Raw genomic sequence first — 26,550 nt, 5'->3', positions numbered from 1 at the left:
GGGGTGAGGCTTATTCGACGAAAATGTGCGGGTAAAAGCGCGACAGATCCTGAGTGATCAGCGCGCGATCCTCGCGCACGCCAATCCCGGCGGGCTGGTCGTTGATCAGCCAGCTGCCGATCAGCGTGTAGCTGTCGCCAAACTTTGGCAGCGGATAGAACTCCTGCACGATCGTACCTTCTTCACCGTACGGGCCTTCAACGGCCTCCAGCACTTTGCCGTTCTCGACGATCGACACGTTGGCGCCTTCGCGGGAGAAGATCGGTTTGATGACGTACTTCTCCATCTCCGGGTGCGCATCTTCGCTGAAGTAGGCCGCCAGCAGATTCGGGTGGTTAGGGAACATCTCCCACAGCAGCGGGAGCAGGGCTTTGTTGGAAATGATGCTCTTCCAGGCCGGTTCCAGCCAGCGTACGCCAGCATCTTCCAGCTTGGTGGAAAACATTTCGCGCAGCATGTATTCCCACGGGTAGAGCTTGAACAGATTGCCAATCACCTGATCCTGCAGGTCGGTAAACTGCCCTTTTTCTCCCAGGCCGATATCTTCGATATACAGAAACTCGGTGGCAACGCCGGCTTCCGCTGCGCAGTCCTGCAGATACTGGACGGTGCCGCGATCTTCTTCGGTATCGCGGCAGCAGGCCATATGCAGCAGCTGGAAGCCAAACTGCTCGCGCAGCTGGCCGAAACGCTCAATCAGCTTTTCCTGCAGGCTGTTGAACTGATCGCTGCCTTCTGGCAACTGCCCGGCGTTGATCTGATCTTCCAGCCAGATCCACTGAAAGAACGCGGCTTCATACAGTGAAGTCGGCGTATCGGCATTGTTCTCCAGCAGCTTCGGCGCACCGATACCGTCCCACGCCAGATCGAGACGCGAGTACAGTGACGGCTGGTTGGTTTTCCACGACTGGCGCACGAATCCCCAGGTATGTTTCGGGATACGGAATTTCGCCATCAGCTCATCGCTGGCGATGACTTTTTCCACGGCCTGCAGGCACATTTGATGCAGCTCGGCGGTGACCTCTTCGAGCGTTTCAACCTGGGCCAGCGTCAGTTTGTAATAGGCTTCTTCGCTCCAGTAGGGCTCGCCGTACATGGTATGAAAGTTAAAGCCGTATTCCGTCGCCTTTTCACGCCAGTCCGGGCGCTCCGTGATGCTGATTCTTTCCATGGTATTTAGCCGCCCATTGAGCGTTTAGTCGAGGTAGTGCCCGCAGCGCTACGCTGCATGGTGGATTGTTTTGCCACCGACTCACCAAACCCACCGCGCGTTACGGTGCTGGTGGTCGCCGGTTTTGGCGCCATTGCGGTCTTCGGTACGTTCATTGTCCGGCCCGGTTGCGCGGCGCCGTAGCTCTTACCACCGGCATCGGTATATTGACCGTAGGCCGGGCTGGCCGGGTTTTTCGAGCTGAACAGCGGTTGCTGTGCGCCCATACCGCCGCCCATCATTCGGCCCATCATGTAGCCGGCCATCAACGGCATCCAGAAGCTGCCGCTGCTTTGCGCCTGAGCCTGGTTTTCCGGTGCTACGCCCGCCTGAGCTGGCGTCTGCTGGCACTGGCCTTCACCGAATTCCGCGACGCAATCTTCACGCGTGGCGTATTTCGGCGCGGTACGTACCGCTTCCTGCTGCGCGTTGTTGAACGCGGTGGTGCACTCTGCGCTCTTGCCCGGGTTGGCGGTAGAGCAGTCATCGGCGTTTTGATACAGAGAAACCGTCTCGTCGGTTTTTTCACAACCGGCAAGCATAAATACGGCCGTAACGGCAAGGGCGACCGGCGTCAAATGACGTGCGCTCCAGCTTTTACGGAACGAGGCATGATTGATATTTTTTGTCCGTTTCATATTTGTCTTCCAGGACCCAGTGGTATGGCATTTTGTTAACGCTCAGGATAGAGGATGAGTGGTGGAAAATGAAGCGAATAGGGACGGAAAGGAGGGGAAAGCAGGGGATCTTTACGTTGTCTTACGTTTAGCGCTTCGCTTAGCTGAATTCGTTAAGCGAAGCGCTATCATACCGCGGCGATTACTGACGGAAAGGATTGGTGCCGCTGGTTTTTGTCGTGCGAGTGGTTGATGCCGGGGTCGCCGTCGGTGCCGCATTGCTGCTGTAACCGTCTGCGTTGGCATCCTGCTGCGGAGTTTCCGGCGCCACGCTGTCTGGCGATGTTGCTACCGGTTTGCCCAGCGTGTTGTTCAGTGCCACCAGGTCTTGCTCGTTCAGCGTACCGAGAGCAGACTTAATGTTCAGCTGGTTAATCAGGTAGTTATAACGCGCACTGGAGAGCTGTTGCTTCGCGTTATACAGCGTGGTGGTTGCATCCAACACGTCGACGATGGTACGCGTACCGACCGAATAACCTGCTTCCATCGCATCAAGGGAGCTCTGAGCAGAGACTACCGCCTGTTTATAGGCGTTGATGCTGCTGATCGAGGCATTGATGTTGTTAAAGGAAGAGCGAACGGTCTGTACGACGCTACGATGCGAGCTTTCCAGCTGTTCGCTGGCGCCAACAAAGTTGTACTGCGCCTGTTTGACCTGCGAGTTCACCATTCCGCCCTGATACAGCGGCAGCGAGAAGCTCAGGCCGACTTTGTTCTGCCCGGCGTCGTTGTCGTCATACTGGCTGTTGTGGGTTTTGGAGCCGCTGTAGGAGGTGTTGGATACCCCGGTCGATGCGGTCAAATCCAGCGTCGGCAGATGGCCGTCTTGCGCCTGGCGAATTTGTTCGCGCGCAAGATCCTGGTTCAGACGTGCCTGCAGCAGCGACAGGTTGCGGTTTTCCGCTTCCTTCAGCAGCGCGTTCACGGTCTGCGGCTTGTTGGTCTTAAAGCCGTCAACGTTCAGCGATGCCAGTTCCGGATAGTAGTTGCCGGTAACCTGACGCAGCGCTTCTACTGCGTTATCGAGGTCGTTACGCGCGGTGACTTCGTTAGCCAGCACAGAGTCGTACTGTGAACGGGCGTTCTGTACGTCGGTGATCGCGACCAGGCCCACGTTAAAGCGCTGGGTGGTTTGATCCAACTGACGATAGATAGCCTGTTTCTGCGCTTCGGTGTAGGACAGCGTATCAATCGCGCTCAGGACGTTAAAATAGGCCGTAGCGGTGTTCAGAATCAGCGTTTGCTGATCGGTCTGATAGGTCACATCCTGAATACCGGCTGCTTTTTCCTGCAGCGTCAGGGCACGCCATTTCGACATATCAAACAACGTTTGTGTTAACTGCAGCGAACCACTGGTGACATTAGAGTTCACGCCGTTGCTGTCGCGGTAGCCATTGGTATAGGTATAATCAGCACCCAAACCGAGCTGAGGCAGTAACGGGCTACGTGCTTCGTTGATCTTTTCGAATGCAGCATCACGATCGGCTGCTGATTTACGCAGGTCAGGGTTGCTGACGCGCGCCTGCTGATAAACCTGCATCAGGTTCTCTGCCTGGCTCATGGCGCTGAAGCCAGTCAGGCCAAGGCCGATGAGGATGGGGAGAAGTTTCTTCATTTGCATTCCTTGTTGTGAAGCATAAAGTGCAGCCCAAATTTTAAAGTTATCTGCTGATTGTATCGACTCTGCCGCGGTAAAAAGTTGGCGTTACGTGCCATCGGGCGGTAATTTGCACCAATCTAACATACAGACTGTAAAACGGTAGCCAAACGGCTTATAAATCCTTCATTTCGGATTCGCAGGACAGAGACAATGAGCAAGCCCAATCAGCAAGGAAATACCTTCTCTAAAAACGATGTAGAAATTATTGCACGCGAAACGCTTTATCGTGGTTTTTTTTCGCTGGATTTGTACCGTTTTCGCCATCGTCTTTTTAACGGCGAGATGAGCGGAGAGGTGACGCGCGAAATTTTTGAGCGCGGGCATGCCGCAGTCTTGCTACCCTTTGACCCGATACGTGATGAGGTTGTGCTGGTCGAGCAGATTCGCATCGCAGCGTATGATACCAGCAAAAGCCCGTGGTTGCTTGAGATGGTCGCCGGTATGATTGAAGAGGGCGAATCACCAGAAGATGTTGCCCGGCGTGAAGCGGTAGAAGAAGCCGGGCTGGAAGTCGGGCGGACAAAACCGGTGCTGAGCTATCTGGCCAGCCCTGGCGGCACCAGCGAAAGACTGTCGATTCTGGTCGGCGAAGTCGATGCGACGACAGCAAAAGGGATCCACGGCCTGGCGGAAGAAAACGAAGATATTCGGGTGCATGTGGTAAGCCGGGAACAGGCTTATCAGTGGGTAGAAGAGGGGAAAATAGACAACGCGGCCTCTGTCATCGCCTTGCAATGGCTGCAATTGCATTATCACCATTTACGTAACGAGTGGACAAAATGAAGCGTTATACACCTGACTTCCCGGAAATGATGCGCCTGTGCGAAACCAATTTTGCTCAGCTGCGCCGCCTGTTGCCTCGAACCGATACGGCTGGCGATGTCGCGGGTTATCAGGTGGGAAACGCGCAGTATCGACTCACTATCATCGAATCGACTCGCTACACTACATTAGTCACGATTGAACAGACGGCGCCAGCGGTAAGCTACTGGAGTTTACCGTCGATGACGGTGCGTCTTTATCATGATGCGATGGTGGCTGAAGTGTGTTCGACTCAGCAGATCTTTCGCTTCAAAGCAAAGTATGATTATCCTAATAAAAAGTTGCATCAACGCGACGAAAAGCATCAAATTAATCAGTTCCTGGCGGACTGGCTGAGATACTGTTTAGCACATGGAGCGATGGCGATTCCGGTTTGTTAGCGTCGTGAAACCTAAGGACACCATTTGGAAAGCCTGTTAAATCTGCCTCTGGCTGGTGAGACCAGAGTCAGGATATTACAAATTACTGATACTCACCTGTTTGCTGAAAAACATGAAACGCTGTTAGGCATCAATACCTGGGAAAGCTACCAGGCCGTGCTGGATGCCATCCATGCTTCACAGCGTGAATGCGATCTGATTGTGGCAACAGGCGATTTGGCGCAGGATCATTCAGCCGCGGCCTATCAGCACTTTGCTGAAGGTATCGCGAGTTTTGCCGTGCCCTGCGTCTGGCTACCGGGCAATCATGACTTCCAGCCAGCGATGTACAGCACCCTGCAGGAGTCCGGTATCTCTCCGGCTAAACGGGTTCTATTGGGCGAACACTGGCAGATATTGTTGCTGGATAGCCAGGTCTTCGGCGTGCCACACGGCGAACTGAGCGACTTTCAGCTGGAATGGCTGGAGCAGCGCCTGTCAGAAGAACCTGAGCGATACACGCTACTGTTGTTGCATCACCACCCACTTCCTTCGGGCTGCAGCTGGCTGGATCAACACAGCCTGCGCAACGCCGGTGCGCTGGACCGCGCACTGACCGCTTTTCCACGGGTGAAACATCTGCTCTGCGGCCATATTCATCAGGAACTGGATCTCAACTGGAACGGACGGCGGATGATGGCGACTCCATCAACCTGCGTACAGTTCAAGCCCCACTGCGCCAATTTTACGCTGGACACGATTTCCCCCGGCTGGCGCTGGTTGGATCTCCATGTCGATGGGACGTTGACCACCGAAGTCTGCCGCCTTAAGGGCGTGAAGTTTCACCCGGATATTGCTTCAGAAGGATACTGATGGCTACGCTCCTTTATCTGCACGGTTTTAACAGTTCACCGCGGTCGGCAAAAGCGACGGCGCTGAAGGAGTGGCTGGCGCAGACCTTTCCTGAAATAAACATGGTGGTGCCAGAACTGCCCGCCTATCCGGCCGAAGCCGCAGAGTTACTCGAGGCGATAGTGCTGGAACACGGTGGGGAACCGCTGGGGGTTGTCGGCTCTTCCCTCGGGGGCTACTACGCCACCTGGCTATCGCAGTGTTTTATGCTGCCAACCGTGGTGGTTAACCCGGCGGTACGCCCATTTGAACTGCTGAACAATTTCCTTGGCCTCAATGAGAATCCGTACACCGGGCAGCAATATGTGCTAGAGTCTCGCCATATTTACGATCTCAAAGTCATGCAAATCGACCCACTGGAAGCGCCCGATTTACTCTGGCTGCTGCAGCAAACGGGCGATGAGGTGCTTGATTACCGCCAGGCCGTTGCTTATTACGCTTTATGCCGGCAGACGGTCGAAGAGGGCGGCAACCACGCATTTGTCGGCTTTGAAGATCATTTCACTCAGATTATCGATTTTCTGGGTCTGCGTTAAGCAGCCCTGGATCACCTACGAATACACACCATGACGCAATCTTCATATAACGCTGATGCCATTGAGGTCCTCACCGGGCTTGAGCCGGTTCGCCGCCGTCCGGGGATGTACACTGACACAACACGTCCTAACCATCTCGGTCAGGAAGTTATTGATAACAGTGTGGATGAAGCACTGGCTGGCCACGCGAAACGCGTGGAGGTCATTCTTCATGCCGATCAATCGCTGGAAGTGATCGACGACGGGCGCGGAATGCCGGTTGATATCCATCCGGAAGAAGGGGTTCCGGCCGTTGAACTGATCCTCTGTCGGCTGCATGCGGGCGGCAAATTCTCCAATAAGAGCTACCAGTTTTCCGGTGGTTTGCATGGGGTGGGGATTTCGGTGGTCAACGCCTTGTCGAAACGCGTTGAAGTGAACGTGCGTCGTGATGGTCAGGTCTACAGCATTGCCTTCGAGAACGGCGATAAAGTCGAAGATCTCCACGTCACCGGCACCTGCGGCAAACGCAACACCGGGACCAGCGTGCATTTCTGGCCTGATGAAAGCTTCTTTGATAGCCCGCGTTTCTCCGTAACGCGCTTGACGCATGTGCTGAAAGCCAAAGCGGTACTCTGCCCGGGCGTTGAGATTGTGTTCCGCGACCAGGTCAATAACAGCGAGCAGCGCTGGTGTTACCAGGATGGCCTGACGGACTATCTGTGCGAAGCGGTGAACGGCCTGCCGTTGCTGCCGGAAAAACCGTTCGTTGGCAACTTCTCCGGGGAAACCGAAGCGGTAGACTGGGCGCTGCTGTGGCTGCCGGAAGGCGGCGAGCTGTTGACGGAAAGCTACGTCAACCTGATCCCAACCATGCAGGGTGGAACCCATGTGAACGGCCTGCGTCAGGGGCTGCTCGAAGCCATGCGTGAGTTCTGCGAATACCGCAATATTCTGCCGCGTGGCGTGAAGCTGTCGGCGGAAGATATCTGGGACCGCTGCGCCTACGTGCTGTCGGTGAAAATGCAGGATCCCCAGTTCGCCGGCCAGACCAAAGAACGTCTCTCTTCGCGCCAGTGCGCGGCTTTTGTCTCCGGCGTGGTGAAAGATGCCTTCAGCCTGTGGCTCAACCAAAACGTCCAGGCGGCAGAGCTGCTGGCCGAAATGGCCATTTCCAGCGCCCAGCGCCGGATGCGCGCGGCGAAAAAAGTGGTGCGTAAAAAGCTGACCAGCGGCCCTGCGCTGCCGGGTAAGCTGGCGGACTGTACCGCTCAGGATCTGAATCGTACCGAACTGTTCCTCGTCGAAGGGGATTCGGCAGGCGGTTCAGCCAAGCAGGCACGCGATCGTGAATACCAGGCGATCATGCCGCTGAAAGGCAAAATTCTGAATACCTGGGAAGTCTCTTCCGATGAGGTTCTGGCATCGCAGGAAGTCCACGATATTTCGGTGGCGATCGGTATCGATCCGGATAGCGACGATTTAAGCCAGCTGCGTTACGGCAAAATCTGCATCCTGGCGGATGCCGACTCCGATGGTTTGCACATTGCCACGCTGCTGTGCGCCCTGTTTGTGAAGCACTTCCGCACGCTGGTGAAACACGGTCATGTGCATGTTGCCTTGCCGCCGTTATACCGTATCGACCTCGGCAAAGAGGTGTACTACGCCTTGACCGAGGAAGAAAAAGCCGGAGTGCTGGAGCAGCTGAAACGCAAGAAGGGCAAACCTAACGTCCAGCGCTTTAAAGGGCTGGGTGAAATGAACCCGATGCAGCTGCGCGAAACCACGCTTGATCCGAATACCCGCCGCCTGGTGCAGCTTATTATCAGCGATGAAGATGAGCAGCAGACCACGGCGATGATGGATATGCTGTTAGCCAAGAAGCGTTCGGAAGATCGCCGTAACTGGCTGCAGGAGAAAGGGGATATGGCGGATCTGGAAGCCTGACCTGTTGCTTAAGCAGAACTGGCGCTGCCGCCAGTTCTGATTCACTTCTTTTTTCTTTTCCTGCGCGCTGGCTTAAATGCCGGACTGCAGAATACGGATGCTGGTTTCCAGCACGTCGCCTTTTACCGCTTCACCGTACGCTTTCATATGCGGCGTTTGCAGATGTGCTTCGAGATGGGCAACGCTTTCCCACTGTTCAACCATGACGATGGAATCCGGAGAGGTGCTCTGGAAACTGACGCCTGCGGCGTGGTCAACCAGCGGCGCATAGCCGTGGCAGCCTTCTTCCTGTAAAACCACAGGAACAAGTTTAGCGAACTGATCAAGCACCGCCTGACGATGGTGCTGGCCAGGGCGGGTGCGAATTTCTGCGATCACTGTCAACATGATTAACTCAACTCCTTCTGTATGTAGGTCTTTAGTTAACCAAAAATTTGCGCCAGATGCTTGCGATATTCTGCGATGTAATGCGGAACATCAGGCAGTTTAATCACATCGTTGGCGATAAACGTCGGCAGGGCGGTCATGCCGAGGAACTGGTTGGCTTTATGGAACGGCAGATAAACGCCATCAACGCCCACGCCATGGAAGAACTGGTCTTTATCGGTGAAGGCCTCCATCGGCGCGTTCCACGTCAGGGATAGCATGTACTGTTTGCCCTGGATTAAACCGCCGGAACCATATTTCTTGCTGGCGTCGGAGCGGGTACGTCCATCGCTGGCATACAGCGAGCTGTGGCCTTCGGTGAAGACATCATCAATGTATTTCTTCACGGTCCACGGCGCGCCCATCCACCAGCCCGGCATCTGCCAGATAACCACGTCCGCCCACAGGAAATTCTGCACTTCTTGTTTGACGTCGTAATCGCTATCGGCACGTACAATTTTAACATCATGCCCGGCGTCGCGCAGATAGCCATCCGCGACCTCGGTCATGGTGTCATTCAACTGGCCGTTGGAGTGGCCGAATTTTTTCGCGCCGTTGATAATCAGGATGTTGCTCATTTTTTATCCTTCAATGTTCGATTTTGTCATCAATTTTACCCCGTAGGGCGAAGCGGTAAAATGAGCAAAATGTGCAAAGTCTTTTGCTGTATTCGCAATAATAACGGCTACCAGCGTACCCGCGCCTCGAAACCGCCTTCGCGGACGGCGTTGAAATCCACCGTCATCTGATGCAGCGCGGCGATGCGGCGGACGATGGAGAGCCCCAGCCCGCTGCCGGGAGCATCCTGGCCCGGAGGACGATAGAAGCGTTCGCCGATGCGCGCCAGCGCCTCAGGGCTAATGCCCGGGCCGTTATCACGGACGGTAAACTGGCGTGCATCGAGGGTGATATCCACCAGGCTGCCGCGCGGACTGTAGCGCACCGCATTATCCAGCAGGTTACGCACCAGCAGGCTCAGCAGCAGCGGCTGCCCCTGGCGGGTGACATGGCTGGCGTGCAGATGCAGGCGCAGCTCAGTCCCGGCCTGCTGCGCAATGTGGTACATCTCCATTACCGACGATTGCAGCAGCTCATCCATGGCAAGGGTCTGCACGTCATCAAGCTGGGCCAGTGAATCCAGACGCGACAGCGTCAGGAGCTGGTCTACCAACCGGGTTGCACGGTCAATCCCTTCATGTAACTGCGCCAGCGCCCGGTCGCGCCCTTGCGGGTCATCCGTTGACAGCTGTGCGACTTCGGTCTGGACCTTCAGGGCCGCCAGTGGGCTGCGCAGTTCGTGTGCGGCATCGGAGGTAAACCGCCGCTCGCGCATCATGGTGTCATGGGTGCGGGTAAACAGCTGATTCAGCGCCTCGACCAGCGGCCTGACTTCGCTGTGCACCTTGTCGACGTCCAGCGACTCGGCTGAGTCTGGCGCACGCAGGCGCAGGGTGTGGGCCAGCCGTTTCAGCGGCGCCAGTTCGCGGCTTAACAGCACAATCAACAGCAGGAACATCAGCGGCAGCGCCACCAGCCACGGCGTCAGCTGCGAGGTGACGATATCCAGCGCCATCTCCCGGCGGTAGTCCCACTCCTGCCCGACGACAATGCGGTAGCGGCCATCGTGGGTGGTCAACTGGAGAAAGCGCCATTCGTCGTCATCGTTATTCAGATGGCCATCGCTGAACCCTTCCCGGCGGTTATTCCACGGGATATCCTGGCCGTTTTCGCCATCGTGCATGATGTTCTTGCCATCGGCGGTAAAAATTGCGAACGCCAGCGCATCATCATCAAGATGACCGTGTTTGACCTTCTTTTTGGCCCTGATCTGCGCAGGCAAGGTATGCAGTACGTCAAAATTGATGGTGCTCAGGCGGCGGGCAAACAGTAGCTGCTGGGTATCAAACAGCTTATCCAGCTTTTCCGTGGTTTGTTGCCAGGCAATAAAGCTGGCGATGCCCCAGGCGACGCTGGTCAACAGGAAAAAAAGCAGCGTCAGGCGCAGACGTAGGCTCAGGCGTTTCATGCATCACCGAGGGTATAGCCGATACCGTGCACGGTACGGATAAATTCGCTGCCGAGCTTACGCCGCAGGTGATGTACGTGTACTTCGACCGCGTTGCTGGAAACTTCGTCGTCCCAGTTATAAAGCTTCTCTTCAATCAGCTTACGCGGCAGGACGCGTCCGGCATTGCGCATCAGCAGTTCCAACAAGGCGAACTCCTTGGGTTTTAGTGGCAGGTTTTCGCCGTTCACCGTCGCCGTCAGACCACAGGGATCGAGCGTAACGCCTCCATGGCACAGTTGATTACTGCTCTGGCCGTGAGCGCGGCGGACCAGGGCTTCCAGGCGGGCGGCAACTTCAATCAGCGCAAAGGGTTTACACAGATAATCATCGGCGCCGAGACGCAGCCCTTCCACCCGCTGATTGAGCGCATCGCGGGCGGTGAGGATCAGCACTGGCTCATGATGACCCTGATTGCGCCACTCGCGCAGGATATCTAATCCGTCGATACCGGGGAGCGTCAGGTCGAGGATCACCGCATCGTAAGGGGCGGTATAGAGCGCGGTTTGTCCCGCTTCGCCGCGGGTAAACCAGTCAACGCTAAAGCCCATTTTTGCCAGCCCGGCCTTAATGCCATCACCGATGAGCTTATCGTCTTCCACCAGTAAAATGCGCATTGGTCACTCCTGTGGATATCATCAATACGCGCAGTAAACCGCGTTGCAACCGCCGCTGTACAGCAATAAAATTTCTTTTTACCGCTTAAGAAGTTGTTAAGTTTTGCCTGATGTAATCGTGACGATATAAACATAAAGGGAGAACCTATCATGAAGAAAATTGCTGCAATGACCGCTATCGTGGCCTTAATTTCCATGCCGGTACTGGCGGCGGAGCAGGGTGGTTTCAACGGACCTGCTGCCACGCAATCCAGCCAGACGTCAACGCAAAATGGCGGCTTCATTGGCCCCAACGGCAGCGTCACGACGGTAGAGAATGCCAGGTCTTTGCGCGATGACACCTGGGTTACCCTGCGCGGTAAAATCGTTCAGCGTATCTCCGACGATTTGTATAAATTCCAGGATGCTTCCGGAACCGTGAATGTGGATATCGATCATAAACGCTGGAATGGCCTGACCGTGACGCCGCAGGACACCGTTGAAATACAGGGAGAGGTCGATAAAGACTGGAACTCGGTGGAGATAGACGTCAAGCAAATCACGAAAGTCGCCCCTTAATCGCGACATCGCGCACCTGCGCTCGGGAATGATTCCCTCGCTCTGCCAGGATATTTAACTGCGGCTGAACGGATTCTCGCCAAAGAGAATCCTCAGCCGATCTCACGGCCTGTGACTCAGGGCGTGAGATCGGGTATTATCGCCAGTAGTTTTGCCGCCCGCACGGTCGGTACGCAGATTGAGGATTCACGATTAATGAGCGATATGGCAGAGCGCCTTGCGCTGCATGAATTTACGGAAAATGCCTACCTGAACTATTCCATGTACGTCATCATGGACAGGGCATTACCGTTTATTGGCGATGGTCTGAAGCCGGTCCAGCGTCGCATCGTTTATGCGATGTCCGAGCTGGGACTGAACGCCAGTGCTAAGTTCAAAAAGTCCGCCCGCACCGTTGGTGACGTGCTGGGTAAATATCACCCGCACGGCGATAGCGCCTGCTATGAAGCCATGGTGCTGATGGCGCAGCCGTTCTCCTATCGTTATCCGCTGGTGGATGGACAGGGGAACTGGGGTGCCCCGGACGATCCTAAATCCTTCGCTGCGATGCGTTATACCGAATCCCGTTTATCGAAGTATGCAGAACTGCTGCTAAGCGAACTGGGCCAGGGAACCGTCGACTGGGTGCCGAACTTTGACGGGACGATGCAGGAGCCGAAAATGCTGCCTGCGCGCCTGCCGAATATTTTGCTCAACGGCACCACCGGCATCGCCGTGGGGATGGCAACCGATATTCCTCCGCACAACCTGCGTGAAGTGGCGCAGGCGGCGATCACCCTGATCGAAAAGCCGCAGACCTCGCTTGACGAGCTGCTGGATATCGTCCACGGGCCGGACTACCCGACCGAAGCGGAGATCATTACTCCGCGTGCTGAAATCCGCAAAATCTACCAGAATGGTCGCGGTTCGGTGCGCATGCGTGCGGTATGGAAGAAAGAAGACGGCGCGGTGGTGATCAGCGCGCTGCCGCATCAGGTATCCGGTGCGCGTGTGCTGGAGCAAATCGCCGCCCAGATGCGCAATAAAAAGCTGCCGATGGTTGACGATCTGCGCGACGAATCGGATCACGAGAATCCGACCCGTCTGGTGATTGTCCCGCGCTCCAACCGCGTGGATATGGAGCAGGTGATGAATCACCTGTTCGCCACCACCGACCTCGAAAAAAGCTATCGCATTAACCTGAACATGATCGGCCTCGACAATCGCCCGGCGGTGAAAAACCTGCTGGAGATCCTGTCGGAGTGGCTGACCTTCCGTCGCGATACCGTGCGTCGTCGTCTGAGCTACCGTCTGGAAAAAGTGCTCAAGCGTCTGCATATCCTCGAAGGTTTGCTGGTCGCCTTCCTGAACATCGATGAAGTCATTGAAATTATCCGCCACGAGGATGAACCGAAGCCGGCGCTGATGTCACGCTTTGGCATCAGCGAAACCCAGGCGGAAGCGATCCTCGAGTTAAAACTGCGCCATCTCGCCAAACTGGAAGAGATGAAGATCCGCGGCGAACAGAACGAGCTGGAAAAAGAGCGCGATCAGCTGCAGGCGATCCTCGCGTCAGAACGCAAAATGAATAACCTGCTGAAGAAAGAGCTGCAGGCCGACGCCGACACCTTTGGCGACGATCGTCGTTCACCGCTGCGCGAGCGTGAAGAAGCGAAAGCGATGAGCGAGCACGACATGCTGCCGTCCGAGCCGGTGACCATCGTGCTGTCGCAAATGGGCTGGGTGCGTAGCGCCAAGGGCCATGACATCGACGCGCAGGGCCTGAGCTATAAAGCGGGTGACAGCTGGAAAGCCTCGTCGAAAGGCAAGAGCAACCAGCCGGTGGTGTTCATTGATACCACTGGACGAAGCTACGCCATCGATCCGATTACGCTGCCTTCGGCGCGCGGCCAGGGTGAGCCGATTACCGGTAAGCTGACGCTGCCGCCGGGCGCCAGCGTGGAACACATGCTGATGGAAAACGACGACCGTAAGTTGCTGATGGCTTCTGATGCCGGCTACGGTTTCGTCTGCACCTTCAACGACCTGGTCGCACGTAACCGTGCGGGCAAGGCGCTGATTACGCTGCCGGATAATGCCCGGGTAATGGCGCCGCTGGTCATTGAGGATGAGTCCGATATGCTGCTGGCGATAACCATGGCCGGACGCATGCTGATGTTCCCGGTCAGCGACCTGCCGCAACTGTCCAAAGGTAAAGGGAATAAGATTATCAATATCCCTTCGGCGGAAGCCGCCTCCGGGCAGGATGGTCTGGCGCACCTGTTTGTGCTGCCGCCGCAGAGCACGCTGACGATTCATGTCGGTAAACGTAAGATCAAACTTCGTCCGGAAGAGCTGCAAAAAGTCACCGGTGAACGCGGCCGTCGTGGCTCATTGATGCGCGGATTGCAGAAAATCGATCGCGTGGAGATTGATTCCCCGCGTCGCGCATCGGCAGGCGATAGCGAAGAGTAAGATGAGCATCTCCTGGCGCAAAACAGGAGATGCTAAAATTTGCCGCAAAATCGTTGTTTATTCAGGTGTTGCGATTAACAATAGGCGCAAAATCATTCAAGATACGCCGGGGCGCCCAGCACATGACCACGGCGCCCGCAATCTGCTAAACAACGAGTCAGTACCCTATACATTTGAGTCGTGTACCAGAGCGACGATGAGCGTGCCGGGCGTGTTGCGCACGTGGCGGTCCTGCGGGGCCGGATGATGTTGCCGTTCGCACGCATATACGCTGAAGATTGACGGGTATCATTCCAGGCGGTTTGGGTTTTAGAGGTAGCTATGCTATTTATTTTTCGACTAATTGTTGTTGTTATTTATTGTATCTTTGTGTGCATATTTGGCTGTATTTACTGTTTGTTCAGCCCACGGAATCCAAAACATGTTGCCACCTTCGGGCATCTGTTTGGCCGACTGTCCCCGGTATTTGGCCTGAAAGTAGAAACGCGCAAACCTGCCGATGCTGAGCAGTATGGTAATGCGATCTACATCGCTAACCATCAGAACAACTATGATATGGTGACGGCATCCAATATCGTGCAGCCGCCGACCGTGACCGTAGGTAAAAAGAGCCTGGTGTGGATCCCGTTCTTTGGCCTGCTTTACTGGTTGACGGGGAACCTGCTGATTGACCGAAATAACCGGGCGAAAGCGCACGGAACGATTTCGCAGGTCGTCGATACGTTTAAAAAACGCAACATCTCTTTCTGGATGTTCCCGGAAGGTACCCGTAGCCGTGGCCGTGGCCTGCTGCCGTTTAAAACCGGCGCTTTCCATGCGGCTGTCGCTGCTGGCGTGCCGATTATTCCGGTATGTGTTTCTAACACTTCGAATAAAATTAACCTCAATCGCCTGAACAATGGTCTGGTGATTGTTGAAATGCTGCCGCCGGTCGATACCAGCCAGTATGGCAAAGAGAACGTTCGTGCTCTGGCAACGCACTGTCGCGAGCTGATGGCCGCAAAAATTGAAGAGTTAGATCGTGAAGTTGCCGAGCGTGAAGCGGCGGCAAAGAAATAAAACAGGAACTGCCGCGATAACGCGTGCACGTGGCTAGCGGGAAACGAATTCCCCTTTTGATTTGTTTGTATTTCATGGAGTTAATATGTCATTCAGTCGGCGTCAGTTTATTAAGGCTTCAGGCGTAGCGCTATGCGCGGGAGCCGTGCCGCTGAACGCACATGCCGCCGGCCAACAGCCTGCTCTGCCGGTGCCGCCGCTGCTGGAGTCGCGCCGCGGCCAGCCGCTGTTTTTAACCCTGCAGCGGGCGCACTGGTCATTTACTCCCGGCACGCGTGCATCGGTCTGGGGAGTGAACGGTCGCTATCTTGGGCCGACAATCCGCGTGTGGAATGGTGATGACGTTAAGCTGATCTACAGCAACCGTCTGACGGAAAACGTCGCCATGACCGTTCGCGGCCTGCAGGTTCCTGGCCCGCTGATTGGCGGTGCGGCACGCATGATGTCGCCAAACGCCGATTGGGCGCCGGTGCTGCCGATTCGCCAGAGTGCTTCCACACTTTGGTATCAGGCGAACACCCCCAACCATATGGCCAAACAGGTCTACAACGGTCTTGCCGGGATGTGGCTGATAGAAGATGAGGTCAGCAAAAATCTCCCCGTGCCGAACCACTACGGCGTCGATGACTTCCCGGTGATCATTCAGGACAAGCGGCTGGATAACTTCGGTACGCCGGAATATAGCGAGCCGGGCAGCGGTGGTTTTGTTGGCGATACGCTGCTGGTGAACGGCGCGCAGAGTCCGTATGTCGAAGTATCACGCGGTTGGGTGCGACTGCGTCTGCTGAATGCCTCTAACTCCCGTCGTTATCAGCTGCAGATGAGCGATGGCCGGCTGATACATGTTATCTCTGGTGACCAGGGCTTTTTACCGGCCCCGGTATCGTTGAAGCAGCTGTCGCTGGCTCCCGGCGAGCGGCGCGAAATTCTGGTCGATATGACCAACGGCGATGAAGTGTCGATCACCTGCGGTGAAGCGGCCAGCATCGTTGACCGTATTCGGGGCTTCTTCGAACCTTCAAGCATCCTGATTTCCACCCTGTTATTAACGCTGCGCCCGACGGGCCTGCTGCCGCTGGTGACCGATAGCCTGCCGGTGCGCCTGCTGCCGACGGAGATTCTCACCGGGACACCGACCCGCACCCGCGATATCACGCTGGGCGACGATCCGGGTATTAACGGCAATCTGTGGGATCCGCAGCGCATTGATATTACCGCGCAGCAGGGAACATGGGAGCGCTGGACGGTGCGTGCCGATCGGCCGCAGTCGTTCCATATTGAAGGCGTGATGTTCCAGGTGCGCAACGTTAACGGTTCGGTTCCGTTCCCGGAAGATCGCGGCTGGAAAGATACCGTATGGATTGACGGGCAGGTGGAACTGCTGGTGTACTACGCGCAGCCTTCCTGGCCACACTTCCCGTTCCAGTACTTAAGCCAGACGCTAGAACTTGCCGACCGTGGATCCATCGGTCAGATCCTGGTAAATCCGGCACCGTAATGCCTCATACCCCAACCGCATCATGGTTGGGGTAAAAGAAAATCTCCCTTCATTTCTATCATCGATCCGGCTTATAATCGCCGGCCTTTGATTATTTTTTTATCATTTTTCCGGAAGCAATATGAGCGCAATATCCCTGATCCAACCGGATCGTGACCTTTTTTCCTGGCCGCAGTACTGGGCCGCCTGCTTTGGCCCCGCGCCGTTTTTACCAATGTCACGCGAAGAGATGGATCAACTTGGCTGGGATAGCTGCGACATTATTCTGGTAACCGGCGATGCCTATGTTGACCATCCGAGCTTCGGTATGGCTATCTGCGGGCGCATGCTGGAAGCGCAGGGGTTCCGCGTCGGGATTATTTCCCAGCCGGACTGGAACAATAAAAATGACTTTATGCGTTTGGGTAAACCGAATCTGTTCTTCGGCGTCACCGCCGGCAACATGGATTCGATGATCAACCGCTACACCGCCGACCGTAAACTGCGTCATGACGATGCCTACACCGCGGGCAACGTTGCCGGAAAACGCCCGGATCGCGCCACCCTGGTTTACACTCAGCGCTGCAAAGAGGCGTGGAAAGATGTCCCGGTGATCCTCGGCGGCATCGAAGCCAGCCTGCGCCGCGCCGCGCATTACGATTACTGGTCTGATACCGTACGCCGCTCGGTGCTGGTGGACTCGAAGGCCGATATGTTGATGTTCGGCAACGGCGAACGTCCGCTGGTTGAAGTGGCGCATCGTCTGGCCGCCGGTGAGCCGATTGGCCACATTCGCGACGTGCGCAACACCGCCATTATGGTCAAAGAGGCGCTGCCTGGCTGGAGCGGCGTGGACTCCACGCGTCTGGATACGCCGGGCAGAATCGACCCGATTCCGCACCCTTACGGCGAAGATCTGCCGTGCGCGGACAACAAAACCGTGGCGCCGCCGAAACAAGAAGCCAAACAGGTGACGGTTCAGCCGCCGCGCCCGAAACCATGGGAAAAGACCTACGTTCTGCTGCCTTCCTTCGAGAAGGTCAAAGGGGACAAGGTACTTTACGCCCATGCATCACGTATTCTGCATCATGAGACCAACCCTGGCTGTGCCCGTGCGCTGATGCAAAAGCACGGTGAGCGTTATATCTGGGTAAACCCACCGGCGATCCCGCTGTCGACGGAAGAGATGGATAGCGTGTTTGCACTACCATATAAGCGCGTTCCGCATCCGGTATATGGCAATGAACGCATCCCGGCTTACGACATGATCCGCTTCTCGATCAACATCATGCGCGGCTGTTTCGGTGGCTGTTCGTTCTGTTCGATCACCGAGCATGAAGGGCGCATTATTCAGAGCCGTTCCGAAGATTCGATCATTAACGAAATCGAAGCTATTCGCGACACGGTGCCGGGCTTTACCGGTATTATCTCCGATCTTGGTGGCCCGACGGCCAACATGTATATGCTGCGCTGCAAGTCGCCGCGTGCCGAGCAAACCTGCCGCCGCTTGTCCTGCGTCTATCCTGATATCTGCCCGCACATGGACACCAACCATGAGCCAACGATCAATCTGTATCGCCGCGCCCGCGATCTGAAAGGGATCAAAAAAATCCTGATCGCGTCAGGTGTGCGCTATGACATCGCCGTTGAGGATCCGCGTTATATCAAAGAGCTGGCGACCCACCACGTGGGCGGCTATCTGAAGATCGCGCCGGAACATACCGAAGAAGGCCCGCTGTCGAAAATGATGAAGCCGGGAATGGGGAGCTACGACCGCTTTAAAGAGCTGTTCGATACCTATTCGAAACAGGCGGGTAAAGAGCAGTACTTGATCCCGTACTTTATCTCCGCGCACCCGGGTACCCGCGACGAAGATATGGTGAACCTGGCGCTGTGGCTGAAGAAAAATCGTTTCCGTCTCGACCAGGTGCAGAACTTCTATCCGTCGCCGCTGGCCAACTCGACCACCATGTATTACACCGGCAAGAACCCGCTGGGTAAAATTGGCTATAAGAGTGAAGAGGTTGTGGTGCCGAAAGGGGACAAACAGCGCCGCCTGCATAAAGCCCTGCTGCGCTACCACGATCCGGCAAACTGGCCGCTGATTCGCCAGGCGCTGGAGACCATGGGCAAAAAACACCTGATTGGCTCACGCCGCGAGTGCCTGGTGCCGGCACCGACCCTCGATGAAATGCGTGAAGCACGCCGTCAGAACCGCCACACGCGCCCGGCGTTAACCAAACATACGCCAATTGTGCATCAGCGTTCGAACGGTGAGGCGACGGCGAAGAAGCCGGTAAAACGCGCTAAGATCGCCAGTCGCTAAGACGACGATATTGCCCGGCGGCGTGTTGCTTGCCGGGCAGACGATACCCTGAAAAAATTGAAAAAAAAGCCGGACTGGTATTCACGCCAGTCCGGCTTTTTACTTTTTATTTAGTCGGCAGACTTTTATCCGCCAAACTGATCCGGATCCGGGCCAAGACGCTTGTTCTGGTCCAGTTTTGCCATTTCACTCAGCTCGTCTTTATCGAGACGGAAGTCCCAGACGTTAAAGTTCTCAGCGATACGCGCCGGGGTCACGGATTTAGGAATGACCACCAGACCGTTGTCCAGATGCCAGCGAATGACGATTTGCGCCGGCGTTTTTCCGTACTTATCTGCCAGATGGTGGATGATTTTCTGATCAAACACCCCTTCACCGCCCTGTGCCAGCGGGCTCCAGGATTCAGTCTGGATCTTGTGGGTAGCGTTCCAGGAATGGAGCTGACGCTGTTGTAACAAGGGATGGAGTTCTACCTGATTGATCACCGGCGCAACACCGGTTTCATCGAGCAGCCGCTGCAGATGGTGGACCTGGAAATTACAGACGCCGATGCTCTTGATTAGCCCCTCTTGTTGCAACTCGATCAGGTTTTTCCAGGCGTCAACGTAGTGGTCTACGGCCGGAACGGGCCAGTGAATAAGGTACAAATCGACGTAGTCGAGCCGCAGTTTACGCAGGCTCTCCTGCAGTGCTTCACGCGGATGTTTTTGATCGTCATTCCACAATTTGGTGGTAATGAACAGCTCATCGCGTGGGACGCCTGCACTGCTTAACGCCGTGCCGACGCCGCTTTCATTCTGGTAGGCTGCGGCGGTATCAATGGAGCGATAACCGACTTCCAGCGCCTTATGAATGGCGGAGACGACTTCCTCGTTGCCTGCTTTCCACACGCCGAGACCCAACTGTGGCATCAGATTGCCGTCGTGCAGTTTTATAACGGTGGGATGTGTCATGCCTTCCTCCTGTTAATGAAACCTGGCGGTATTCATTCCGCCAGGGGGTAGCATTAAGTCTGGACGAAATAGCTCAAAACGGTAGTTAAACTCTTCTCCATCGCCGCGGATCGGGCGATGGAGAGGTGACGAACGCGGACGAACTTAGCGTGCAGCCTCGTAAATCCGGCGGCTGACGTCGAGGGTGATATCCTGATTTTCACCCAACTGAGTCATACCATGTTCTTCCAGTTTAGCCAGTAACGCCGGAATGGAACTCCCGTCCAGGCCATAATCAGAAAGACGGGTTGGGACGCCCATCTGTTCGAAGAACTGACGCGTCGCCGCGATAGCTGCATCGATGCGCTGGTCTTCAGAACCCTCGGTGATATTCCAGACGCGCGCGCCATATTGCAGCAGTTTGGCGCGTTTGGTATCGCGTTTTTCATTCCACAGCACCGGCAGCACGATGGCCAGAGTCTGCGCGTGGTCAAGGCCATGCATTGCCGTCAGTTCGTGTCCCAGCATATGGGTTGCCCAGTCCTGCGGCACGCCAGCGCCAATCAGGCCGTTTAATGCCTGGGTAGCGGCCCACATGATATTGGCACGCACATCGTAGTTTTCCGGCTCCTGCAGCGCTTTCGGGCCATCTTCAATCAGGGTCAGCAGAATGCCTTCGGCAAAGCGATCCTGAATTTTGCCATCAACCGGATAGGTGACGTACTGTTCAACGGTATGGACAAAGGCATCAACTACCCCGTTAGCCACCTGGCGCGGCGGCAGGGTGTAGGTGTAAACCGGGTCGAGGATCGCAAACACCGGCTGCACGTGAGAAGACATAAAGGCGCGTTTGTCGCCGGTGGTTTTACGGGAAACCACGGCACCTTTGTTAGATTCGGAACCGGTGGCTGGCAGCGTCAGCACGGAACCCATTGGGATCGCGCTTTTCACGTTGCTGCCGTAGGTTTCGAGGATTTCCCACGGGTCGACATTTTCGTCATAGTGCGCCGCAGCGGCGATAAACTTCGTGCCATCCAGTACCGAACCACCGCCAACGGCCAGCAGGAAGGTGACTTTTTGTTCGCGGGCGATTTTGACGGCGTTCATCAGGGTTTCATAGGAAGGGTTAGGCTCAATACCGCCAAACTCCAGCACGTCAAAACCATTCAGGGCGCTGAGCACCTGATCGAGCACGCCGGTTTTCTTCACGCTACCGCCGCCGTAGGTCACCAGAATGCGGGCATCCGCCGGGAGCTGATCGCGCAGGTTGTCGATGGCGCCTTTGCCAAACAGGATGCGGGTCGGAGTATGTAGATCGAAATTGTTCATTATGCGTGTCCTCAAAAAATAAAAACTGCCGACAGAGATAATGCCTCGGCCAGATGACGGTCATTGTGGTCCTGTCGCCTGTTCCTCTCAATGCACATTCCTGCCGTTGTCTTGCCCATTTCTCCATGGTGCTGGAGAAAAGGCAGGAATGTGCGCACAATGCAGTGGTGAGAAAACCGCTGGAGAGTCACCAAAAATGAACCGTGCCGAGATATGTCAGCTGCTGACTGATAAAGTTAATATGCTGAAAAATAAAGAAGAAATTCTCAATGCGCTACTGCCAGATATCCGTCTGTTGTACGGCACGCAGCCGGGCACCCGCACTCCGGTGATGTACCAGCCCGGCATCGTTTTTCTCTTTTCCGGCCATAAAATAGGTTACATCAATGAACGAACTTTTCGTTATGACACCAATGAATACCTGCTGCTGACCGTACCGCTGCCGTTTGAGTGCGAGACCTTCGCCACCCCGGAGGTGCCGCTGGCGGGGTTACGCCTGAATGTCGACATTCTGCAGCTGCAGGAGCTGCTGATGGATATCGGCGAAGATGAGCAGTTTCAGCCAGCGATGGCCTCAAGCGGCATCAACTCGGCGGCATTATCAGAGGAGATCCTCTGCGCGGCGGAGCGGCTGTTGGACGTGATGGAGCGCCCGCTGGATGCACGTATCCTCGGGAAACAGATTATCCGCGAGATGCTCTATTACGTGCTCACCGGGCCGTGCGGCGGCGCGCTGCTGGCGCTGGTGAGCCGGCAAACCCATTTCAGTTTGATTAGCCGGGTTCTGAAGCGCATCGAAAGTCAGTACACCGAAAACCTGAGCGTCGACCAGCTGGCGGCGGAAGCGAATATGAGCGTCTCGGCGTTTCACCATAATTTCAAATCGGTGACCAGCACCTCGCCGCTGCAATACCTGAAAAGCTATCGACTGCATAAAGCGCGGATGCTGATGATCCATGACGGCATGAAAGCCAGCGCCGCGGCGATGCGCGTGGGGTACGAAAGCGCGTCGCAGTTCAGCCGGGAGTTTAAGCGCTATTTTGGCATGACGCCGGGGGAAGACGCAGCGCGGATCCGCACGATTCAGGGGATTTAATTGTCACAACCGGGAAGGCGCAGGCGCGCGTCCTCCCGGCAGGAAAGGGGATTCAGGCGTTACAGAATTTCTTCTTAATAACCACAGCCAGGGTGCCGACCAGACCCGCGACCAGCAGCGCAATCGGCAGGATCATCAGGCAGGTCATGACCTGGTCTTCATGGCGTTTGACGAACGGGATCATGCTCAGCGCATAACCCAGACCGGTGACCACGCTCACCCACAGCAGCGCGCTCAGCCAGTTAAAGAACTGGAAACGGCGGTTTGAGAGCCCGGAAATCCCGGCCATTGTCGGGAGCAGGGTGCGCACGAACGCCAGAAAACGCCCGGCCAGCAGCGCCAGCAGGCCATGCTTATCAAACATGCAGGTCGCACGTTGATGATACTTTTGCGGCAGATGCGCCAGCCAGCCTTTCACGGTGGCGGTATTGCCCAGCCAGCGCCCTTGCAGATAGCTCAACCAGCAGCCGAGGCTGGCCGCCGCGGTGAGAATGGCAAGTGTCGGCACAAAGTCCATGACGCCTTTAGCAATGAGCGCCCCGGCGAGCAGCAGCAAGCTGTCCCCGGGTAAAAATGAAGCGGGTAGCAGACCGTTTTCCAGAAACAATGTCGTGAACATGACCAGATAAACAACGCCCACAACCTGGGGGTTTGCCAACGCGGCAAAATCATGTTGCCACAGGGCGGCGACAATCTCTTGAATGACAACCATGGACTTTCCTAAGTGGTACCGTATTTACGAGTAGTGTACTCCTGAAGAGCCCCGAACACCTTGATCTCGGGCGCAACAAAAGCGGCCGCCGATACAGAGCGTCCGCCATTATTGCCACTCACCGTCACTTTACACGATACGAGAGAAGCCTGCCGCTAAATCCGCCCGCAGATCGTCAACATTTTCTAATCCAATATGAAGGCGAATCAGCGTGCCGCTGAAATCGACTTCCGCTTCCGGGCGGATGGCGGCAATCTGCTCCGGCTGGTTCGCCAGAATCAACGATTCAAAGCCGCCCCAGGAGTAAGCCATGCTGAACAGGCTAAAGTTGTCAAGATAGGTTGACAGCTCGCTGTCGGTCAGGCGCTTGTTGAGGACAAAAGAGAACAGCCCGCTGCTGCCGGTGAAATCGCGTTTCCAGAACTCATGGCCCTTACTTCCCGGCAGTGCAGGGTGATTGACGCATGAGACCTGCGGATGTTGCGCCAGCCATTCGGCAATCTGCAGGCTGCTTTCGTGGTGCTGACGCAGGCGAACGCCTAGGGTGCGCAGGCCGCGGCTGGTCATATAGGCGGTATCCGCATCCACCATTTGCCCCATCAGGTAGGCATTCTCCCGCAGTTGATCCCAACAGCGCGCGTTGGATACCGCGGTGCCGACCATCGCATCGGAGTGGCCGATCAGGTACTTCGTCCCGGCCTGAATGGAGATATCAACGCCAAAATCCAGTGCCTTAAACAGCACGCCCGCCGCCCAGGTGTTGTCGATCATGATGATCGCCTCTGGTGCCACGCGGCGCACGGCGGCAACGATAGCCGGAACGTCATGAACTTCCATGGTGATAGAGCCGGGTGATTCCAGGAACACTACGCGGGTATTTGGCTGCACCTGAAGGGCGATATCCGCACCGACTAACGGGTCAAACCAACTGGTGGTGACGCCGAGCTTCGCAAGAATTTTGGTGCAAAAGTCCTGGCTTGGTTCGTACGCGGTGTTGGTCATCAGCACATGGTCGCCCTGTTCGACGAACGCCAGAATGGTATTAGCAACCGCCGCCGCCCCGCAGGGGAACAGCGCGCAGCCGGCACCGCCTTCCAGTTCACACATCGCTTCTTGTAGGGAGAAGTGGGTGAGGGTGCCACGACGGCCGTAAAACAGTTCGCCTTTTGCCCGATTGCGGGTGGCCTGCTTTTTGGCTTCAACGGTATCGAAAACCAGCGACGAGGCACGCTGAATCACGCTGTTGACCGAGCCCTGAGTATATTTTTTGCTGCGCCCGGCATTCACCAGCGCGGTATCAAGATGTTTGTCCGCCATGTTTTTATTACCTGCTTTTATACGTCTGGACGTCTAAACTAGCATGAATGGACAATCGTGTACTGATGAATGGTCGATACGGGTAAAAATATCGCGAAATCCGCTGATGGCCGCTTTTTTACTGCGTAAGCGCAAAGAATCTAAACGTGATTTGCTGCACAGTGTAAATACTAATGAGAACCACTATCAATTCGATGCTTTTTTGATATTATTGTGCTCAGATTTTGTGATTTACGTCCTGGAGATTCAGCGTGGGTAATAATTTGATGCAGGCGGACCTGTCCGTTTGGGGTATGTATCATCATGCCGATATTGTCGTTAAGGTAGTGATGATCGGCCTGATTCTGGCGTCGGTAGTCACATGGGCTATCTTTTTTGGCAAAGGGGCTGAAATTCTCTCCAGCAAACGCCGCCTCAAGCGTGAACAGCAACTGCTTGCTGACGCTCGCTCCCTCGACCAGGCCAGCGATATCGCAAATAATTTTCATCCGAAGAGCCTGAGCACGCAGCTTATCAACGAAGCACAGAACGAGCTGACGCTGTCCGAAGGTGTCGAAGATAACGAAGGCATTAAAGAACGTACCGGTTTCCGTCTTGAGCGCCGGGTGGCGTTCGTCGGCCGTTACATGGGCCGTGGTAACGGCTACCTGGCGACCATCGGCGCAATCTCGCCGTTCGTCGGCCTGTTCGGTACCGTCTGGGGCATCATGAACAGCTTTATCGGGATTGCACAAACCCAGACCACCAACCTGGCGGTCGTGGCTCCGGGTATCGCAGAAGCGTTGCTGGCAACGGCTATCGGCCTGTTTGCGGCTATTCCTGCCGTTGTTATCTATAACATTTTCGCCCGTATGATCGGCAGCTACAAAGCCTCTCTCGGCGACGTTGCCGCGCAGGTGCTGCTGCTGCAAAGCCGTGACCTTGACCTGAGCGCCAGCGGCGTTAAGCCGGTCCGTTCCGCGCAGAAATTACGAGTAGGTTGATGCCCCATGGCGATGCATTTTAACGAAAATCTTGATGATAACGGCGAGATGCATGACATCAACGTCACGCCGTTTATCGACGTTATGCTGGTGCTGCTGATCATCTTTATGGTGGCGGCACCGCTGGCCACCGTTGACGTGAAGGTTAACCTTCCAGCCTCTTCCAGTCAGCCGCAGCCGCGTCCGGAAAAACCGATTTATCTGTCGGTGAAAGCGGACAAAACCATGTTCCTCGGTAACGATCCTATTACGGAAGAGAGCATGATTAACGCGCTGAATGCCCTGACGGAAGGCAAGAAAGACACCACCGTTTTCTTCCGCGCCGATAAGACCGTGGACTACGAAACGATGATGAAAGTGATGGATACCCTGCACCAGGCGGGTTATCTGAAGATTGGTCTGGTGGGCGAAGAAACCGTCAAAGCGCAGTAACCCTCCCGATAACGCTTCTCAGGCTGGCCTTGTGCCAGCCTTTTTTATGCCTGACGCACGGTGCTTGTATTGCCATGGCGCCGACAGGTTACGATATAATGCCCCTCGTTTTTATTAACTTACAGGATCCTATGGAACGCTTTCTGGAAAATGCTATGTATGCCTCACGCTGGCTGCTGGCACCGATTTATTTTGGCCTGTCGCTCGGGCTGGTTGCGCTGTCGATCAAATTTTTTCAGGAGATATTCCACATCCTGCCGCATATCTTCAGCGTCGGTGAGTCGGACCTGATTCTGACGCTGCTATCGCTGGTCGATATGACGCTGGTGGGCGGCCTGCTGGTGATGGTGATGTTCTCCGGCTACGAAAACTTTGTCTCTCAGCTGGATATCAACGAAGGCAAGGAAAAGCTCAGCTGGCTGGGCAAAATGGACGCCACGTCGCTGAAAAACAAAGTGGCGGCGTCGATCGTTGCTATCTCGTCGATCCATCTGCTGCGGGTCTTTATGGATGCCAAAAACGTACCGGACAACAAACTGATGTGGTACGTCATTATCCATCTGACCTTTGTACTGTCGGCGTTTGTGATGGGCTATCTTGATCGTCTGACCAAGGATAAGCACTGATTGTCAGGCCCGGCGGCGCTCGACCGCCGGGCCAGTTTC

At 55.6% G+C, this 26,550-nt stretch carries 24 protein-coding genes and 1 pseudogene; 14 read left to right on the top strand and 11 right to left on the bottom strand.

The window, feature by feature from the left end; translation table 11 throughout:
• Positions 1 to 10 precede the first annotated feature (10 nt).
• The 3 genes from ACMYSO_RS10560 to tolC all read right to left on the bottom strand — a co-directional run bounded on the left by ACMYSO_RS10560 (position 11) and on the right by tolC (position 3,502).
• Complete coding sequence (locus tag ACMYSO_RS10560; RefSeq protein WP_434583045.1) at positions 11 to 1,171, bottom strand: glutathionylspermidine synthase family protein; 1,161 nt, start codon at positions 1,169 to 1,171, stop codon at positions 11 to 13.
• A gap of 5 nt (positions 1,172 to 1,176) precedes the next feature.
• A complete protein-coding gene (locus ACMYSO_RS10555) occupies positions 1,177 to 1,848 on the bottom strand; it encodes a DUF1190 family protein (protein ID WP_123756439.1) in 672 nt (223 codons plus the stop codon).
• A 181-nt stretch (positions 1,849 to 2,029) separates the two neighbouring features.
• Complete coding sequence (gene tolC / locus ACMYSO_RS10550; RefSeq protein WP_434670454.1) at positions 2,030 to 3,502, bottom strand: outer membrane channel protein TolC; 1,473 nt, start codon at positions 3,500 to 3,502, stop codon at positions 2,030 to 2,032.
• Positions 3,503 to 3,697: 195 nt separating this feature from the next.
• Between tolC and nudF the strand changes: the two genes are divergently transcribed.
• Genes nudF through parE form a run of 5 tightly spaced genes read left to right on the top strand, consistent with a single transcriptional unit; the run spans position 3,698 to position 8,102 of the window.
• Positions 3,698 to 4,330, top strand: coding sequence for an ADP-ribose diphosphatase (gene nudF / locus ACMYSO_RS10545; RefSeq protein ID WP_187042374.1), 633 nt, complete (start codon positions 3,698 to 3,700; stop codon positions 4,328 to 4,330).
• The gene (locus ACMYSO_RS10540) at positions 4,327 to 4,749 is read left to right on the top strand and encodes a DUF1249 family protein (RefSeq protein WP_123756442.1); all 423 of its coding nucleotides are present in this window, start codon (positions 4,327 to 4,329) and stop codon (positions 4,747 to 4,749) included. Before nudF ends, ACMYSO_RS10540 begins: the two co-directional genes overlap by 4 nt.
• 24 nt (positions 4,750 to 4,773) lie before the next feature.
• The gene (cpdA, locus tag ACMYSO_RS10535; RefSeq protein WP_434670453.1) at positions 4,774 to 5,601 is read left to right on the top strand and encodes a 3',5'-cyclic-AMP phosphodiesterase; all 828 of its coding nucleotides are present in this window, start codon (positions 4,774 to 4,776) and stop codon (positions 5,599 to 5,601) included.
• Entirely contained in the window at positions 5,601 to 6,176 is a 576-nt protein-coding gene (gene yqiA, locus ACMYSO_RS10530; protein ID WP_123756444.1) for an esterase YqiA, read from the top strand. Before cpdA ends, yqiA begins: the two co-directional genes overlap by 1 nt.
• A 30-nt stretch (positions 6,177 to 6,206) precedes the next feature.
• The gene (parE, locus tag ACMYSO_RS10525) at positions 6,207 to 8,102 is read left to right on the top strand and encodes a DNA topoisomerase IV subunit B (protein WP_123756445.1); all 1,896 of its coding nucleotides are present in this window, start codon (positions 6,207 to 6,209) and stop codon (positions 8,100 to 8,102) included.
• Between the two features lie 72 nt (positions 8,103 to 8,174).
• Here the strand turns inward: parE and ACMYSO_RS10520 are convergent, their stop codons facing one another.
• The 4 genes from ACMYSO_RS10520 to qseB form a co-directional block, all read right to left on the bottom strand.
• Complete coding sequence (locus tag ACMYSO_RS10520; RefSeq protein WP_434583049.1) at positions 8,175 to 8,489, bottom strand: putative quinol monooxygenase; 315 nt, start codon at positions 8,487 to 8,489, stop codon at positions 8,175 to 8,177.
• 35 nt (positions 8,490 to 8,524) lie between these two features.
• Positions 8,525 to 9,106 carry an NAD(P)H-dependent oxidoreductase gene (locus tag ACMYSO_RS10515; RefSeq protein ID WP_434583050.1) on the bottom strand — a complete coding sequence of 194 codons (582 nt, stop codon included), beginning with the start codon at positions 9,104 to 9,106 and terminating at the stop codon, positions 8,525 to 8,527.
• A 107-nt stretch (positions 9,107 to 9,213) separates the two neighbouring features.
• Complete coding sequence (gene qseC / locus ACMYSO_RS10510) at positions 9,214 to 10,554, bottom strand: quorum sensing histidine kinase QseC (RefSeq protein ID WP_434670452.1); 1,341 nt, start codon at positions 10,552 to 10,554, stop codon at positions 9,214 to 9,216.
• Positions 10,551 to 11,210 (bottom strand): quorum sensing response regulator transcription factor QseB, encoded by a 660-nt coding sequence (qseB, locus tag ACMYSO_RS10505; protein ID WP_434670451.1) that lies wholly within the window; start codon positions 11,208 to 11,210, stop codon positions 10,551 to 10,553. Before qseB ends, qseC begins: the two co-directional genes overlap by 4 nt.
• A gap of 150 nt (positions 11,211 to 11,360) precedes the next feature.
• Between qseB and ACMYSO_RS10500 the strand changes: the two genes are divergently transcribed.
• From ACMYSO_RS10500 to ACMYSO_RS10480, 5 genes and pseudogenes are all read left to right on the top strand, one after another.
• Positions 11,361 to 11,768: a YgiW/YdeI family stress tolerance OB fold protein gene (locus tag ACMYSO_RS10500; protein WP_434670450.1), complete on the top strand. Its 408-nt coding sequence runs from the start codon at positions 11,361 to 11,363 to the stop codon at positions 11,766 to 11,768.
• A 195-nt stretch (positions 11,769 to 11,963) separates the two neighbouring features.
• Positions 11,964 to 14,222 carry a DNA topoisomerase IV subunit A gene (parC, locus tag ACMYSO_RS10495; RefSeq protein WP_434587117.1) on the top strand — a complete coding sequence of 753 codons (2,259 nt, stop codon included), beginning with the start codon at positions 11,964 to 11,966 and terminating at the stop codon, positions 14,220 to 14,222.
• A gap of 321 nt (positions 14,223 to 14,543) precedes the next feature.
• The gene (gene plsC, locus ACMYSO_RS10490) at positions 14,544 to 15,281 is read left to right on the top strand and encodes a 1-acylglycerol-3-phosphate O-acyltransferase (protein ID WP_434670449.1); all 738 of its coding nucleotides are present in this window, start codon (positions 14,544 to 14,546) and stop codon (positions 15,279 to 15,281) included.
• Between the two features lie 85 nt (positions 15,282 to 15,366).
• Entirely contained in the window at positions 15,367 to 16,779 is a 1,413-nt protein-coding gene (gene ftsP / locus ACMYSO_RS10485; protein ID WP_434670448.1) for a cell division protein FtsP, read from the top strand.
• 6 nt (positions 16,780 to 16,785) lie between these two features.
• Positions 16,786 to 19,051, top strand: a pseudogene (locus ACMYSO_RS10480) (YgiQ family radical SAM protein); the annotation flags it as partial.
• 158 nt (positions 19,052 to 19,209) lie between these two features.
• Here the strand turns inward: ACMYSO_RS10480 and dkgA are convergent.
• Together dkgA and yqhD are read right to left on the bottom strand one after the other, a co-directional pair.
• The gene (gene dkgA, locus ACMYSO_RS10475; RefSeq protein ID WP_434670446.1) at positions 19,210 to 20,037 is read right to left on the bottom strand and encodes a 2,5-didehydrogluconate reductase DkgA; all 828 of its coding nucleotides are present in this window, start codon (positions 20,035 to 20,037) and stop codon (positions 19,210 to 19,212) included.
• Between the two features lie 144 nt (positions 20,038 to 20,181).
• A complete protein-coding gene (yqhD, locus tag ACMYSO_RS10470) occupies positions 20,182 to 21,345 on the bottom strand; it encodes an alcohol dehydrogenase (RefSeq protein WP_434670444.1) in 1,164 nt (387 codons plus the stop codon).
• 196 nt (positions 21,346 to 21,541) lie between these two features.
• Here yqhD and ACMYSO_RS10465 point away from each other — a divergent pair, with 196 nt between their 5' ends.
• A complete protein-coding gene (locus ACMYSO_RS10465; protein WP_434670442.1) occupies positions 21,542 to 22,441 on the top strand; it encodes an AraC family transcriptional regulator in 900 nt (299 codons plus the stop codon).
• A 52-nt stretch (positions 22,442 to 22,493) separates the two neighbouring features.
• Here the strand turns inward: ACMYSO_RS10465 and yghB are convergent, their stop codons facing one another.
• Both yghB and metC read right to left on the bottom strand, forming a co-directional pair.
• Entirely contained in the window at positions 22,494 to 23,153 is a 660-nt protein-coding gene (yghB, locus tag ACMYSO_RS10460; protein ID WP_174509495.1) for a DedA family general envelope maintenance protein YghB, read from the bottom strand.
• 129 nt (positions 23,154 to 23,282) lie between these two features.
• Entirely contained in the window at positions 23,283 to 24,470 is a 1,188-nt protein-coding gene (gene metC, locus ACMYSO_RS10455) for a cystathionine beta-lyase (RefSeq protein WP_434670441.1), read from the bottom strand.
• Positions 24,471 to 24,721: 251 nt separating this feature from the next.
• Here metC and exbB point away from each other — a divergent pair, with 251 nt between their 5' ends.
• The 3 genes from exbB (at position 24,722) to ACMYSO_RS10440 (ending at position 26,511) form a co-directional block, all read left to right on the top strand.
• Positions 24,722 to 25,453 (top strand): tol-pal system-associated acyl-CoA thioesterase, encoded by a 732-nt coding sequence (gene exbB / locus ACMYSO_RS10450; protein ID WP_434583065.1) that lies wholly within the window; start codon positions 24,722 to 24,724, stop codon positions 25,451 to 25,453.
• 6 nt (positions 25,454 to 25,459) lie between these two features.
• On the top strand, positions 25,460 to 25,885 hold the full coding sequence (gene exbD, locus ACMYSO_RS10445; protein ID WP_434583066.1) for a TonB system transport protein ExbD: 426 nt from the start codon (positions 25,460 to 25,462) through the stop codon (positions 25,883 to 25,885).
• 131 nt (positions 25,886 to 26,016) lie between these two features.
• On the top strand, positions 26,017 to 26,511 hold the full coding sequence (locus ACMYSO_RS10440; protein WP_123756466.1) for a TIGR00645 family protein: 495 nt from the start codon (positions 26,017 to 26,019) through the stop codon (positions 26,509 to 26,511).
• The last annotated feature ends 39 nt before the right edge of the window (positions 26,512 to 26,550 follow it).

This window comes from Klebsiella sp. B345 (assembly GCF_051131735.1).
Lineage (GTDB): Bacteria > Pseudomonadota > Gammaproteobacteria > Enterobacterales > Enterobacteriaceae > Klebsiella.
This window is presented reverse-complemented; position numbering and strand designations above follow the sequence as displayed.